At 64.3% G+C, this 13854-nt stretch carries 13 protein-coding genes; 10 read left to right on the top strand and 3 right to left on the bottom strand.

The annotated features are described in order from the left end of the window. Positions 1–90 precede the first annotated feature (90 nt). The 5 genes from IWW33_RS06995 to IWW33_RS06975 all read left to right on the top strand — a co-directional run bounded on the left by IWW33_RS06995 (position 91) and on the right by IWW33_RS06975 (position 6085). Entirely contained in the window at positions 91–1620 is a 1530-nt protein-coding gene (locus tag IWW33_RS06995; protein WP_174142258.1) for an efflux transporter outer membrane subunit, read from the top strand. After that, positions 1617–3794, top strand: a complete 2178-nt coding sequence (locus tag IWW33_RS06990) for an FUSC family protein (RefSeq protein ID WP_046784802.1) — start codon at positions 1617–1619, stop codon at positions 3792–3794. Before IWW33_RS06995 ends, IWW33_RS06990 begins: the two co-directional genes overlap by 4 nt. Before the next feature lie 4 nt (positions 3795–3798). Further along, entirely contained in the window at positions 3799–3999 is a 201-nt protein-coding gene (locus tag IWW33_RS06985; RefSeq protein WP_008097766.1) for a DUF1656 domain-containing protein, read from the top strand. 10 nt (positions 4000–4009) lie between these two features. Then, the gene (locus tag IWW33_RS06980; RefSeq protein ID WP_115273604.1) at positions 4010–4867 is read left to right on the top strand and encodes an HlyD family secretion protein; all 858 of its coding nucleotides are present in this window, start codon (positions 4010–4012) and stop codon (positions 4865–4867) included. A gap of 177 nt (positions 4868–5044) precedes the next feature. Then, on the top strand, positions 5045–6085 hold the full coding sequence (locus IWW33_RS06975; protein WP_115273605.1) for a PDDEXK nuclease domain-containing protein: 1041 nt from the start codon (positions 5045–5047) through the stop codon (positions 6083–6085). Positions 6086–6109: 24 nt separating this feature from the next. Here the strand turns inward: IWW33_RS06975 and IWW33_RS06970 are convergent, their stop codons facing one another. After that, the gene (locus IWW33_RS06970) at positions 6110–6556 is read right to left on the bottom strand and encodes a universal stress protein (protein ID WP_115273606.1); all 447 of its coding nucleotides are present in this window, start codon (positions 6554–6556) and stop codon (positions 6110–6112) included. Positions 6557–6823: 267 nt separating this feature from the next. Between IWW33_RS06970 and IWW33_RS06965 the strand changes: the two genes are divergently transcribed. The 5 genes from IWW33_RS06965 to IWW33_RS06945 all read left to right on the top strand — a co-directional run bounded on the left by IWW33_RS06965 (position 6824) and on the right by IWW33_RS06945 (position 12373). Further along, positions 6824–7732: a LysR family transcriptional regulator gene (locus tag IWW33_RS06965; protein WP_115273607.1), complete on the top strand. Its 909-nt coding sequence runs from the start codon at positions 6824–6826 to the stop codon at positions 7730–7732. 135 nt (positions 7733–7867) lie between these two features. Next, positions 7868–9409, top strand: a complete 1542-nt coding sequence (locus IWW33_RS06960; RefSeq protein ID WP_046784806.1) for an MFS transporter — start codon at positions 7868–7870, stop codon at positions 9407–9409. Between the two features lie 27 nt (positions 9410–9436). After that, positions 9437–10498, top strand: a complete 1062-nt coding sequence (locus IWW33_RS06955) for an HlyD family secretion protein (RefSeq protein WP_115273609.1) — start codon at positions 9437–9439, stop codon at positions 10496–10498. Continuing rightward, the gene (locus IWW33_RS06950; protein WP_174142259.1) at positions 10495–11946 is read left to right on the top strand and encodes an efflux transporter outer membrane subunit; all 1452 of its coding nucleotides are present in this window, start codon (positions 10495–10497) and stop codon (positions 11944–11946) included. Before IWW33_RS06955 ends, IWW33_RS06950 begins: the two co-directional genes overlap by 4 nt. 16 nt (positions 11947–11962) lie before the next feature. Further along, complete coding sequence (locus IWW33_RS06945) at positions 11963–12373, top strand: SDR family NAD(P)-dependent oxidoreductase (RefSeq protein WP_119688302.1); 411 nt, start codon at positions 11963–11965, stop codon at positions 12371–12373. Here the strand turns inward: IWW33_RS06945 and IWW33_RS06940 are convergent. Beyond that, a complete protein-coding gene (locus IWW33_RS06940; protein ID WP_046784809.1) occupies positions 12323–13147 on the bottom strand; it encodes an SDR family oxidoreductase in 825 nt (274 codons plus the stop codon). The two genes, IWW33_RS06945 and IWW33_RS06940, sit on opposite strands and share 51 nt — an antisense overlap. A 149-nt stretch (positions 13148–13296) precedes the next feature. After that, the gene (locus IWW33_RS06935; protein WP_174142260.1) at positions 13297–13761 is read right to left on the bottom strand and encodes a multidrug transporter; all 465 of its coding nucleotides are present in this window, start codon (positions 13759–13761) and stop codon (positions 13297–13299) included. Positions 13762–13854: the final 93 nt, after the last annotated feature.

Raw genomic sequence — 13854 nt, 5'->3', positions numbered from 1 at the left:
CAAAGATTCGCAGGAATCTGCGCTTATCGCCAGTGCGGCCGCCCCCTAGAATTGCCCAGCCCTCCACCTCTTCCTCGGGAAATCGCAGCTGTGCCGCGTCGCATCATCAGAACGCTTCAGGCGTTCAGTGCCTGTGCCCTTAGCCTCACCTTGAGCGGCTGTATCGGAACCTGGGGCATTGCCCCACAAAGCAAGACCCTCCAAGCCAATACCCTGACCACCGATGCGGCCATCCGCGAAGCCGCCAGCGATGCCCACTGGCCCGACCAGCAGTGGTGGCACGCCTACCGTGATCCACAGCTCGATCGTTGGCTCGACCTGGCTATGGCCGGTAGCCCGACCCTGGCCATGGCCGCAGCGCGGGTGCGCGCAGCCAAGGCCATGGCCGGTGTGGTCGAGTCGGCAGAAAAGCTGCAGGCCAACGGTCAAGCGTCGCTCAAACGCCACAACTGGCCTGAAGACCAGTTCTATGGCCCTGGCGCACTGTCGGGTGCCAACACCTGGGACAACAACGCCGCCATCGGCTTCAGCTATGCCCTGGACCTCTGGGGGCGCGAGCGCAATGCCAGCGAACAGGCCGTGGACCAGGCACACATGAGCGTGGCCGAGGCCCGCCAGGCGCAACTGGAACTGCAGAACAATGTGGTGCGTGCCTACATTCAGCTCAGCCTGCACTTCGCCCAGCGCGACATCGTCAAGGCCCAGCTGGAGCAGCAGGAGCAGATCCTGGCTTTGGCCAAGCGCCGCCTGGACGGCGGTATCGGTACCCATTTTGAGGTCAGCCAGGCCGAAGCACCGTTGCCCGAAACCCACCGCCAACTGGATAGCCTGGACGAAGAAATCGCCCTTACCCGCAACCAGCTGGCCGCGCTGGCGGGCAAGGGGCCGGGTGAGGGCGCGCAGATCCAGCGCCCCAGCCTGGCCCTCGCCGCCCCTTTGAAACTGCCGTCGGCCCTGCCGGCCGAGCTGGTCGGCCAGCGCCCCGACGTGGTCGCCAGCCGCTGGCAGGTGGCCGCGCAGGCGCGTGGTATCGACGTCGCCCACGCCGGTTTCTTCCCCAACGTTGACCTGGTCGGGAGCCTGGGCTTCATGGCCACCGGTGGCGGGCCGCTGGAATTCCTTACCGGGCGCAAGTTCAACTACAACGTCGGGCCGGCCATCAGCCTGCCGGTCTTCGACGGCGGCCGCTTGCGCTCGCAGCTGGGTGTGGCCTCGGCGGGCTATGACGTGGCCGTGGCGCACTACAACCAGACGGTCATCGGCGCGCTGAAGAACATTTCCGACCAGTTGATCCGCCGTGAGTCGATGAAGGAGCAGGCCCACTTCGCCGCCGAATCCGTGGTCGCTGCACAGAAAACCTACGATATTGCCATGGTCGCCTTCCAGCGCGGCCTGACCGACTACCTCAACGTGCTCAGTGCCCAGACCTTGCTGCTGCGTCAGCAGCAGGTGCAGCAGCAGGTGCAGGCCGCGCGCCTGATCGCCCATGCCGAGCTGGTGACCGCGCTGGGCGGTGGCCTGCAGGCCGGCAAGGACGTGCCTGAGCAGGAGCGCCAGGCGGCGCCGAAAACCCCGGCCACCCTGGCTGTTTTCGAACGCAAACCGGACCACGCCGAATGAGTACATCGAGCTTGCCCCTGCGCTGGCTGCACAGCTTGGAGTGGCGCCGTGGCTTCTTTGCCTGGGCGCGTACCGACGGGGTGACCTGGGTCTACATCTTCAAGGTGCTCGCCGCTGCGTTCATCACCTTGTGGCTGGCCATGCGCCTGGAGCTGCCGCAGCCGCGCACGGCGATGATCACCGTGTTCATCGTCATGCAGCCGCAGAGCGGCCATGTCTTCGCCAAGAGCTTCTACCGAGTGCTCGGCACCCTGGCCGGCTCGGCGATGATGGTGGCGCTGATCGCCCTGTTCCCGCAGAACACTGAGCTGTTCCTGCCCAGCCTGGCACTGTGGGTGGGCCTGTGTTCGGCGGGCGCCATGCGCTACCGCACCTTGCGCGCCTATGGCTTCGTGCTGGCCGGTTACACCGCAGCCATGATCGGCCTGCCGGTGCTGGAGCACCCTGACCAGGCGTTCATGGCAGCGGTGTGGCGCGTGCTGGAGATTGCCCTGGGCATTCTCGTCTCGACCTTCGTCAGCGCCGCGATCCTGCCGCAATCGGCCAGCGCCGCCATGCGCAATGCGTTGTACCAGCGTTTTGGTGTGTTCGCCGGGGTGGTGGTCGAGGCCTTGCGCGGTGACAGCCAGCGTGACCGTTTCGAAACCAGCAACGTGCGTTTCGTCGCCGAGGCGGTCGGCCTGGAAAGCCTGCGCAACGTCACCGCCTTCGAAGACCCACACATGCGCAGGCGCTCTGGCCGGCTGGTGCGCATGAACAGTGAGTTCATGGCCATCACCACGCGCTTCAACGCCCTGCACCGGTTGCTTGAGCGCTTGCGCGCCCGCGGCCCGCTGCAGATCGTCGGGGCCATCGAGCCGGGCCTGAACACCTTGGTCGAGCTGCTTGAGCCCTATGTAGGGCGTGCGCTGACCGATGCCGATGCACTGCGCCTGACGCTGGAACTGGCGGCCTACAAAGAGGGCCTGCAGGCTCAGGTACGCGGCCTGCGCGCCGAGTACCTGCTGACCGAGCCCAGCGAGTCCGACCTGCTGGATTTCCATACCGCTTTCGAACTGCTCTATCGCTTCGTCGACGAGATGTACAGCTACGCCGAAACCCATGCCTCCCTGGCAGCGCACACGCACGCGCGCGAGCAGTGGGACGAGCCTTACGTGGCCCGGACCAGCTGGCTGGTGTCGCTGGCCGCTGGCGTGCGCGCCTCGGCGGTGCTGTTGCTGCTGGGTAGCTACTGGCTGCTCAGCGACTGGCCCAGCGGGGCCATGATGACCTTGATCGCCACCGTCACCGTGGGCCTGTCGGCGGCTTCGCCGAACCCCAAGCGCATGTCGTTCCAAATGGCCTGCGGCACGGCGATCGGCGCGTTCGTCGGCTTCTTCGAAACCTTCTTCGTGTTCCCCTGGATCGATGGTTTCCCGCTGCTGTGCATGGTCCTGGCGCCGGTGTTCGTGCTCGGCGCGTTCCTGTCTTCGCGGCCGGCTTACGCAGGTTACGGCATAGGCCTGCTGGTGTTCTTCGCCATCGGTTCGGTGCCCAACAACCTGACCGTGTACGACCCTTACACCTTCATCAACGACTACATCGGCATGGTCATCGGCATGTTCGTCTGCGCTGCGGCCGGGGCGATCATCCTGCCGCCCAACAGCCGCTGGTTGTGGAGCCGCCTGGAGCAGGAGCTGCGCGAGCAGGTGCTGTTCGCCATCAGCGGTCGCCTGCGCGGTCTGGGCTCGGCTTTCGAAAGCCGCACCCGTGACCTGTTGCACCAGGCCTATGGCCTGGCTGCCGGCAAGCCGCAGGTCCAAAGCCAGCTGATGGGCTGGATGTTCACCGTGCTGGAAATCGGCCACGCGGTCATCGAGCTGCGCAAGGAGCAGGCCCGCGCACCAATCCACCCGGCGTATGCCGAGTCGCAGCCGTGGCGCCAGGCCATCCGTGTCATGGGCCGCGCCTTGGCACGACTGTTCCTGCAGCCCAGCGCCAGCAACCACGAGCGCGCGCTGGTGGCGGTGGACCACGCCATCAGCCGCGTGCAGGCCACCGACGAACCCTTCGCCCGGCACTTCGACACCTCGGTGTTACGCCGCGCGCAGAGCTACCTGCACTTCATCCGTTCCTCCCTGCTCGACCCACAGTCGCCGTTGGCTACGACGAAAGGATTGCACGATGTTCCGTGAAATCATGCCCCGTGAGATCGCTTTTCATGGCGTGTACATGCCCACCATGACCTTGATGTTCCTGTTCGCCCTGGGCCTGGCCTGGGGCCTGGACCGCTTCATTGCCAGCCATGATGGCTACCGCTTCTTCTGGCACCCGGCGCTGTTGCGCCTGAGCCTGTTCGTCTGCCTGTTCGGCGCCCTGGCGCTGTCGCTCTACTGGTGAGAATCCTTCGATGAAAAAGTTCTTCAGCCTGATCGCTACCTTGCTGGTGCTGACCGCTGCCGTGGTGATCGGTCGCCAGTTGTGGCTGCACTACATGACCACGCCCTGGACCCGTGACGGCCGCGTGCGGGCCGACATCATCAATGTCGCCGCCGACGTGCCCGGTTATGTAGTGGACGTACCGGTCAAGGATAACCAGCGGGTGAAGAAGGGCGACCTGCTGATCCGCATCGACCCCGAGCACTACCAGCTGGCTGTCGACCAGGCCAAGGCGCTGGTCGCCTCGCGCAAGGCCACCTGGGAGATGCGCAAGGTCAACGCCCGGCGCCGTGCCGACATGGACAACCTGGTGATCTCCAAGGAAAACCGCGACGACGCCAGCAACATCGCCAACGCCGCCCTGGCCGACTATCAACAGGCCCAGGCAGCATTGGCAGCGGCCGAGCTGAACCTCAAGCGCACCCGGATCGTTGCCACGGTCGATGGTTACGTGACCAACCTGAATATCCACAAAGGCGACTATGCACGTACCGGTGAGGCGGTGATGGCAGTGGTCGATGAAAACTCGTTCTGGGTCTACGGCTTCTTTGAGGAAACCAAGCTGCCGCACGTGAAGGTGGGTGACCAGGCTGAGCTGCAGATGATGAGCGGCGAACGGCTCAAGGGCCACGTGCAGAGCATCGCCCGCGGTATCTACGACCGCGACAACCCGCAGAGCCGCGAGCTGATTGCCGATGTGAACCCGACCTTCAACTGGGTGCGCCTGGCCCAGCGCGTGCCGGTGCGGATTCACATTGATGAAGTGCCGGACGGGTTTCTGCTGGCGGCGGGGACGACGTGTACGGTGGTGGTGAAGAGGGAGGAATGAAACTGTTATCGCGGGATGCCGTAAGAACGTTAGTTTTGAGCTCAGGGAGGGATTGGGAAATATCCTACTTGATTTAGGGAGAAATCGCCTGCTGGAGCTCTTGGCGGTGCTTTTCCATCGGAGCAGCCTGGGTTGTCACGAAAGCAACCCATCGATTGTTCGAGGAACTCTGATCCCATGCCCGAAAAAACGCTATCCCTGATCGACACCCCTCAGGGCTACAGCGCTTGGCTAGCTGACCTGAAAGGTCGTATTCAAAAAGCCCAGCAAAGGGCCAGCCTTGCCGTGAATCGGGAGCTGGTGGGTCTTTATTGGCATCTTGGGCGAGATATTGTCGAACGCCAAGCGGCTCAAGGTTGGGGAGCGAAAGTCATAGAGCGGCTGGCTCATGACCTCAAAACTGCGTTCCCCGCGATGAAGGGGTTCTCACGAGCCAATCTGATGTATATGCGAGCATTTGCTGAGGCTTGGCCAGAGGAAGCAATTGTCCAACAGGCTGTTGGACAATTGCCATGGGGCCATAATCTGGTGTTGCTGACCAAGTTAAAAAAGCCACAAGAGCGGCTTGCTTATGCAGTGCGGGCATCGGAGTGCGGTTGGTCACGGTCGACCTTGCAGATGCATATCGAGTCCAGGTTGCTGGAGCGCGAGGGTAATGGTGTTTCAAATTTTTCGGCGCTCTTGCAACCGCCAGGGACTGACCTGGCTCGCCAGTTTCTAAAGGATCCTTATCTTTTCGACTTCCTGAATGTAACCCAAGAGGCGAGTGAACGAGAGATCGAGGCAGCGTTGGTGGAGCACATCACCCAATTTCTGCTTGAGCTAGGGGCAGGTTTTGCCTTCGTCGGCCGCCAAGTGCATATGGAAGTCGGAGGTGATGACTTCTATATCGATCTTCTGTTTTACCACCTGAAGCTGCGTTGTTATGTAGTCATTGAGTTGAAGGCAGAAAAGTTCAAGCCGGAGCATCTGGGTCAGCTGAGCTTCTACCTCACTGCAGTTGATTTACAGATGAAGCTAGAGCAAGACAACCCCACGATTGGCTTGCTGCTGTGCAAAGGCAAGAACAAGGTGGTGGCCGAGTACGCGTTACGCGGCAAGTCTCAACCCATTGGTGTCGCTGAATTTCAGTTGATCAATACCTTGCCGGAAGAGCTGCAGGCAAGCTTGCCCACTGTCGAGCAGATCGAGCGGGAGCTGGCTATTCGTCAAGAGTGAGCCATGGCTTTTGAAAATGTCCCCTCAAGCCGCTCCCACCAGCACTGGCACCTCAACCCGATCGATCACTTTAGTGCTGATCGACGGATCCAGCATCCGCCCCAGCCGCGACAGGTGCCGGTGGCCCATGATGATCAGCTCGCATTGCAGTTCCCGTGCCTTGGCGACAATGGCCTCGACCGGTTGCCCGGCGACCATGCAGCCGTGGCTGGTGAAGCCGGCCTGCTTTAGCCATGCAACAGCCTCGGCCACGGCGCGGTCGCCGAGGCGTTGTTCCTCACAGGCGGCAGGGTATTGCTCCAGTTCCTCGGCGGTGTAGGGCGCAGGCTTGTCGTGCACCGCGAAAGTCGAGTCGATGGCCAGCAGTACATGCAGTTCGTGTTCGTCGGGCCGGCAGTAGCGGCGGGCGAGGGTGAGCAGGGCGGTCGAGGCAGGGGACGCGTCGATGGCGATCAGGACGGGGCTGGGCATGGAGGTTCCTTGCTGAAAAACTGGCTGGTCGGTTGCCTGTACCGCCCCATCGCCGGCAAGCCGGCCCACAAGTAATGCACCGATCGCAGGGCAGTGGGGCACCTGTAGGAGCCGGCTTGCCGGCGATAGGGCCGGTACAGCCACAGCATCATTAATGGCTCATCTCGCCCTCGAGATAAATGCCCCTCCACGCACGAACGCATTGCGTCTGGTGCAATCATGCGACCTGTTAACATCGCGTTCCCACAACTGCCACGGAAATCGGCCATGCCACTCCCGGACATGAACCTGCTCGTCGCCCTCGACGCCCTGCTCGATGAAGGCAGTGTGGTCGGTGCGGCGCAGCGCATGAACCTCAGCCCGGCGGCGATGAGCCGGACCCTCGGGCGTATCCGCGATGCCTTGGGCGACCCGATCCTGGTACGCGCGGGTCGTGGCCTGGTACCGACACCTCGGGCGCTGGCCCTGCGCGAGCAGGTGGCGGCGCTGGTGGAGCAGGCCGGTGAGGTGTTCCGCAGTGCTGCAGAGGTGGATTTGCCCAAGCTCGACCGAGCCTTCAACATCCGCACCAATGACCTGTTCATTGCCCTGTATGGCGCCATGCTGTTGCGCCGCATGCATGAGCAGGCCCCGCGCACGGTCCTGCGCTTCGTGCCCGAGAGCCCCGGCGGTGATGACGATAGCGTGCTGCGCGACGGGCGCACCGACCTGATCATCAGCTCGACCGTCGACCTGGGCCCGGAGATCAAGGTGCAGAGCCTGTTCCAGACCTACTACGTGGGTTTGGCGCGGCGCGACCATCCCATATTCGACCAGCCGATCACACCGCAGAGCTTTGCCAGTTATCCACAGATCAGCGTATCCAGGCGTGGCCGCGCCAATGGGCCGATTGACGTCGAACTGGCCAACTTCAAGGTGCAGCGGCGCGTGGCGCTGATCACGCCGAGCTTCCACTCGGCGTTGTTCTCGCTGCCGGATTCGGACCTGATCCTGCCGATGCCCGCCAATATCCTCAACAGTGTGCACAAGCTCGGCTTACCGTTGCGCTCGTTCGAGATTCCGGTGCCGCTGGAGCGGGTAACCGTGCTGCAGGCCTGGCACCCGCGTTATCACAACGATCCGGCCCACCGCTGGTTGCGGCAGATCCTGAAAACCTGCTGCAGTGTCGATCCATAAACCCGCTTCGCCCTACGGCGGCTGGGGCGGATTGCGTCAAACGCAATATAAAGCTGCCGATAAGTCAGTTTTCGTAAGCATTCGACTTTCTTAGACTTGCCCCAGCCATAAAATTGTTGCTGGAGTTGTCTACCCATGAGTTCCCTGTCCGCCCCTGCCACCGCGATCGCCGCCGCCCCCGCGCCGGCTGCGCCCGTGCAGTCGGCGTTCGGCCTGCGCGTGGTGGTCGGGCTGTTCGGCGTGTTGCTGGCCGTGCTGTGCGCCGGCCTCAACGAGTCGGTGACCAAGATTTCCCTGGCCGATATCCGCGGGGGCATGGGCATCGGCGCCGACGAGGGCGCCTGGCTGCTGGCGGTGTACAGCGCCGCGTCGGTTTCGGCCATGGCCTTCGCGCCGTGGCTGGCCACTACCTTCTCCTTGCGCCGCTTCACCATGAGCGCGGTCGGGCTGTTTGCGCTGCTGGGGTTGCTGCAGCCGTTGGCCCCCAACCTGCACAGCCTCATGCTGCTGCGCATCCTTCAGGGTTTTGCAGCGGGCGCCTTGCCACCGATGCTCATGAGCGTGGCGCTGCGTTTTCTGCCGCCGGGCATCAAGGTCTACGGCCTGGCCTGCTATGCCCTGACGGCCACCTTCGGGCCCAACCTCGGCACGCCGCTGGCCGGGTTGTGGACCGAATACGTTGGGTGGCAGTGGGCGTTCTGGCAGATCATCCTGCCCTCGGCCCTGGCCATGTGCTGTGTCGGCTGGGGCTTGCCGCAAGACCCGCTGCGCCTGGAGCGCTTCAAGCAGTTCGACTGGCGCGGCGTGTTGCTTGGCCTGCCGGCCATCAGCTGCATTGTCCTGGGCCTGTCGCTAGGGGACCGCTGGGGCTGGTTCGATTCGCCGCTGATCTGCTGGCTGCTGGGCGGGGGCGTGCTGTTGCTGGTGCTGTTCCTGTACAACGAATGGTCCGAGCCGCTGCCGTTCTTCCAGTTGCGCATGCTGTCGCGCCGCAACCTGAGCTTCGCGCTGGTCACCCTGGCCGGCGTGTTGGTGGTGCTTTCCGGTGTGGGCAGCATTCCCTCTGCCTACCTTGCGCAAATCCAAGGGTATCGCCCGGCGCAAACCAGCCCGCTGATGATGCTGGTGGCCATGCCGCAACTGATTGCCCTGCCGTTGACGGCGGCACTGTGCAACCTGCGTGCGGTGGACTGCCGCTGGGTGCTGGCCACGGGGCTGGCGATGCTGGCGCTGTCGTGCATCGGCAGCAGCCTGCTGACCTCCGAGTGGATCCGTGGTGATTTCTACCCTTTCTACCTGCTTCAGGTGTTCGGCCAACCGATGGCGGTACTGCCGCTGCTGATGCTCTCCACCAATGGCATGAGCCCACAGGAAGGCCCATTCGCCTCCAGCTGGTTCAACACCGTCAAGGGGCTCGCCGCAGTGATCGCCGGTGGCCTGCTGGATGCCCTCGGCACGCTGCGCCGACACTTTCATTCCAACCACCTGGTGGACAGCCTGGGCAACGCCCCGCTGATCGATGACAACGCTGCGGGCCTTGCCAAGCGTATCCATGACCAGGCGCTGGTGCTGACTTCGGCCGACCTTTACCTGGTCATGGCCGGTATCGCCGTGGCGCTGATCTGCCTGATTCCTTTCGTGCCTACCCGGGTCTACCCACCGCGCGCGGTGGCCTGAGCCCGGATGAATTCGAGACCGCTGAAAATGACCAACAAGCGCAAGACAATCGTGATCGGCTCGGTACTCGCCGTGGCCGTGCTGGCGGGTATCGTCGGCCCCTGGCTGCTCGGCAGTGACCACCGGCAAAGCACCAACGACGCCTACGTGATCGCCGATTACACCGTAGTGGCGCCCAAGGTGGCCGGCTTCGTCAAGCAAGTGCTGGTCGAAGACAACCAGCAGGTGCAGGCCGGCCAGTTGCTGGCGACCATCGATGCGCGGGACTACCAGGCCGCCCTGGATGCCGCGCAGGCCCAGTTGCTGGTGGCCAAGGCGCAAAGCGCCGATGCCCGTGCCACCCTGGAACGCCAGGCGGCATTGATTGCCCAGGCCGAGGCGGCGGTGAAGGCAGCGCAGGCCGAAGCATCGTTCGCCGACCACGAGGTCAACCGCTACAGCCGCCTCGCCCAGCAGGGCGCCGGCACCGTGCAGAATGCCCAGCAGGCGCGCAGCCGGGTCGACCAGGCCCGCGCACGGCTGGCCAATACCCAGGCTGCATTGGTTGCCGCGCGCAAGCAGGTGGACATCCTCAGCGCTCAGGTCGCCAGCGCCGATGGGCAGTTCAAGCGTGCCGAAGCGGGCGTTGAAAAAGCTCAGCTGGACCTGTCCTACACGCGCATTACTGCCCCGGTGGATGGCATGGTCGGTGAGCGTGCCCTGCGCGTTGGCGCCTTCGTCAACCCGGGCGCACGCCTGCTGTCGGTGGTGCCCTTGCAGCATGCCTATGTGGTCGGCAATTTCCAGGAAACCCAGCTGACCCATGTGCAGCCGGGGCAGCCTGTCAGTATCAGCGTCGATACCTTTTCCGGTGAAACCCTCAAGGGCCATGTCCAAAGCATTGCGCCTGCAACTGGCGTGACCTTCGCGGCAGTAAAACCCGACAACGCCACCGGCAACTTCACCAAGGTCGTGCAGCGCATCCCGGTGAAAATCGTCTTCGATGACGGCCAGCCGTTGCTTGCGCGCCTGCGTGTGGGCATGTCGGTGGAAGCGACCATCGACACCCGTGGTGACACGTTCAGTGGCAAAGAGGTGAGTGCACGATGAAACCGGCAGTACGCTTGAGCCCCTTGCTGCTGGCCGTACTGATGGCCGGCTGCACCCTGGGCCCCGACTTCAAACGCCCGGCCAGCCAGGCCCCGCAGCAATGGGCACCGCTGCAGGGCCAGGCGGCACCCAGCCAGCCGCAAGCAGAACCGCTTGAACTGCGTTGGTGGGAGACCTTCCACGATGCGCGCCTGAGTGCGCTGATCCAGCAGGTGGCCGAGCGTAACCTCGACCTGCAGATCGCCAGTGCGCGGCTGCTGCAAAGCCGCGCCTTGCGCAGCACGGTGGCTGCCGACCAGGCGCCGTCGGTCGATGTGGATGGCGGCTACAGCCGCGCCCGTAACAGTGCCGAAGGCCTCAGCGACCCGTCTGGCAAAGCAGGCAAGTCGGCGTTCAACCTGTGGCAGGGCGACCTGGTCGCCGGTTGGGAGCTGGACCTCTGGGGCCGGGTGCGCCGGCAGGTGGAGGCTGCCGACGCCACGGTGGAAGTGGCCGAGAATGACCGGCGCGGTGTGCTCTTGGCGCTGTTGTCGGAAACCGCAGGCAACTACATCCAGTTGCGTGCCGTGCAGCACACGCTCGATGTCACGCGCGACAACCTGAAGGTCGCCCGGCACAGCCTGAAGCTGTCCCAGGACCGCCAGGCCGAGGGTGTCGCCACCCGGCTCGACGTGGCCCAGGCCAGTGCCCAGGTTGCCTCGATCCAGGCCCGTCTACCGAGCCTGGAGGCCCGGCGCGACGACCTGATCAACGCGCTCAGCCTGCTGGCGGCCGAGCCCCCACGCAGTTTGCAGGCACAGTTGCTTGAGGGCGGGGAGTTGCCCGCGCCGCAGCAGCAATTTGCGATCGGCTTGCCGTCCGAGCTGGCCGAGCGCCGTCCGGACATCCGCCAGGCCGAGGCGCGGCTGCATGCGGCCACTGCCAGCATTGGCGTGGCCAAGGCGGATTTCTACCCCAGCATCCGGCTGTCCGGCAGCGTCGGCTTCCAGGCCATGCAACTGTCGGATTTCGGCGCCTGGGACTCGCGCCGCTTTGCCTTCGGCCCACAGCTGTCGTTGCCGATCTTCGAGGGTGGCCGGCTCAAGGGCACCCTGGCGCTGCGTGAGGCGCAGCAGCAGGAGGCGGCGCTCAACTACCGCAAGGTGGTGCTCGGTGCCTGGCACGAGATCGACGATGTGTTACGCCTGTACAACGCCAGCCAGCTGCGCCGTGATCATTTGGCCGAAGCGGTGCGGCAGAACCGCATCGCCCTGGAAACCGCCCAGCGTCAGTACGTGGAAGGGGCAGTGGACTTTCTCAACGTGCTGACTGTACAGAGTGCGTTGCTGGCCAGCGAAGAGCAGTGGATCGACAGTTCGGCGGCGGTATCGCAGGCATTGGTCGGGCTGTACAAGGCTTTGGGTGGTGGCTGGCAGGCGTTCGACGGGCAGCCGACGACAAAGGTGTGATCAAGCGGAGGCAGCCATGCACCTCTCCCTCAATGGAAAGCGCGCACTCATCAGTGGCTCCATGGCAGGGCAGGGCCTGTCTACCGCCATAGACCTTGCCGCCGCCGGCGCGGAGGTCGTGCTCAACGACCGCACCCAGGCGTTGGTCGACGCTGCGCTGAAAGCGATACGTGAGCGCTTGCCCAAGGCACGGATCATTGGTGTTGCCGCTGACCTGGGCACCGAACAGGGCGTACAGGCGTTGCTGGAGCAGGTGCCGCATACCGATATCCTGGTCAACAACGGCACGCGGGACGTTGCCCGGCGCCTGCAGCGTCATTACGCCCGCGGCATGGCCGAGCGCAAATGGGGGCAGGTGATCCACCTGGGCGGTGAATCAGAGCGGTCGCAGCAGCCCGAAGCGTTTGCGCAGTACCCAGTCCAGTAACCGGCGTGGCAGCCAGCGTGCCAGTAGCGGCAACGCCGTACTGCCATTGCCCAGCCGCACCACCGCTGGCACAGGCGATTTGCGCGTGGCCGCCAGCAGCCCTTGGGCAAATTGCGCCGCGGATGTGGGCCGGTCTTGCGAGGCGCGGGCCCGCGCCTGGATATGCTCGCGCAGCGGCCACCACGGCGACTGCGCCGCTACCACCTGATCGGCTTGGCGCTGGGCATTGCTGGCGAATTGTGAGGCGATCGCCCCCGGTTGCACTTCCATCACCTGAATGCCGAAAGGCGCCAGCTCCAGGCGCAGGGCGTCGCTCAGTGCGTGCACGGCAGCCTTGGAGGCGCAGTAGGCGCCGGCGAACGGCGTGACCAGTACGCCCGATACACTGCCGATGTTGACCACCAGCCCACGCGCACGGCGCAGCAGCGGGAACAGTGCACCGGTTACACCGATCACGGCGAACACATTGGTTTCGAACTGTTGGCGCAGGGCGTCCACGCCGCCATCGAGCAGGGGGCCCATGGCACCGTAACCTGCGTTGTTGACCAGGATGTCGAGCCGGCCGTGGCGTGCTTCCAGCTCCTCGGCCAGGTGCTTCAGGCCCTCGGCGTCGTTGACGTCAAGCTGCCGGGCGGTGAAGCCGGCGCCGGCCAGGTGTTCGACGTCTTCGGCTTTACGGGCGGTGGCCCAAACGTCGTGGCCGGCATCGCGAAAGGCTTCGGCCAGGGCGCGGCCGATGCCGCTGGAACAACCGGTGATCAGGACGGTGGGCATTGGGCAGGCCTGTGCTCAAAGTAAGTTATGTATAGGCTGGGCTGGCCCTATCGCCGGCAAGGCAGCTCCCAGAAGTACCCCGAATCTGCGGGCAGCGGTGAACCTGTGGGAGCCGGCTTGCCGGCGATAGGGCCAGAGCAGGCACCGTATCAGTTGGCGAATGTACCCTGTAGATGCTCGGCACGAAACTCCAGTGTCTGCGGCCGGTAGCCGGCGCGCAGTGGCGGCAGTGGCAGGCAATCGGTCCATTCTGCCCCAGGCTGCAGTTCGCCCGGCCCACGATAGCGCGGTGCGCTGTAGGTGTTTTCGGCCAGGTTGATGGTATCGCCCGGGGCATAGGCACCGACCCGCCAGCGCAGTTCTGTCAGCGGAGCCTTGTTGCCGTTTTTCATGTGTACCTTCAAGGCACGGTCGGCGGGGCATTGATCCGGGGCATAGGTCAGGCGCAGGTCAAGACGCGCCAGTTGCGAAGCTTCGCGTGTGTCCTGCCAGACGACGAACAGCGCGACCAGCCCGAGGCCGCAGACAGCGGCCAGCGAGATCAGCAGGGCCTTGGCCGGGTAACGCAGCAGCAGTACCAGCCAGGTGAGGATGAGGAAGGCGCCGATGATCATGTGGTCCGATTCCCGTTCGAGTCTTCGGACATCTTGGAGCGGCCAGCTGCAAGCTGCAAGCGGCAAGCTGCAAGAGAAAAGCGGGTCGGCGAT

The sequence above is a fragment of the Pseudomonas sp. M2 genome (assembly GCF_015751845.1).
In the GTDB taxonomy this organism is placed as follows: Bacteria; Pseudomonadota; Gammaproteobacteria; order Pseudomonadales; family Pseudomonadaceae; genus Aquipseudomonas; species Aquipseudomonas putida_E.
This window is presented reverse-complemented; position numbering and strand designations above follow the sequence as displayed.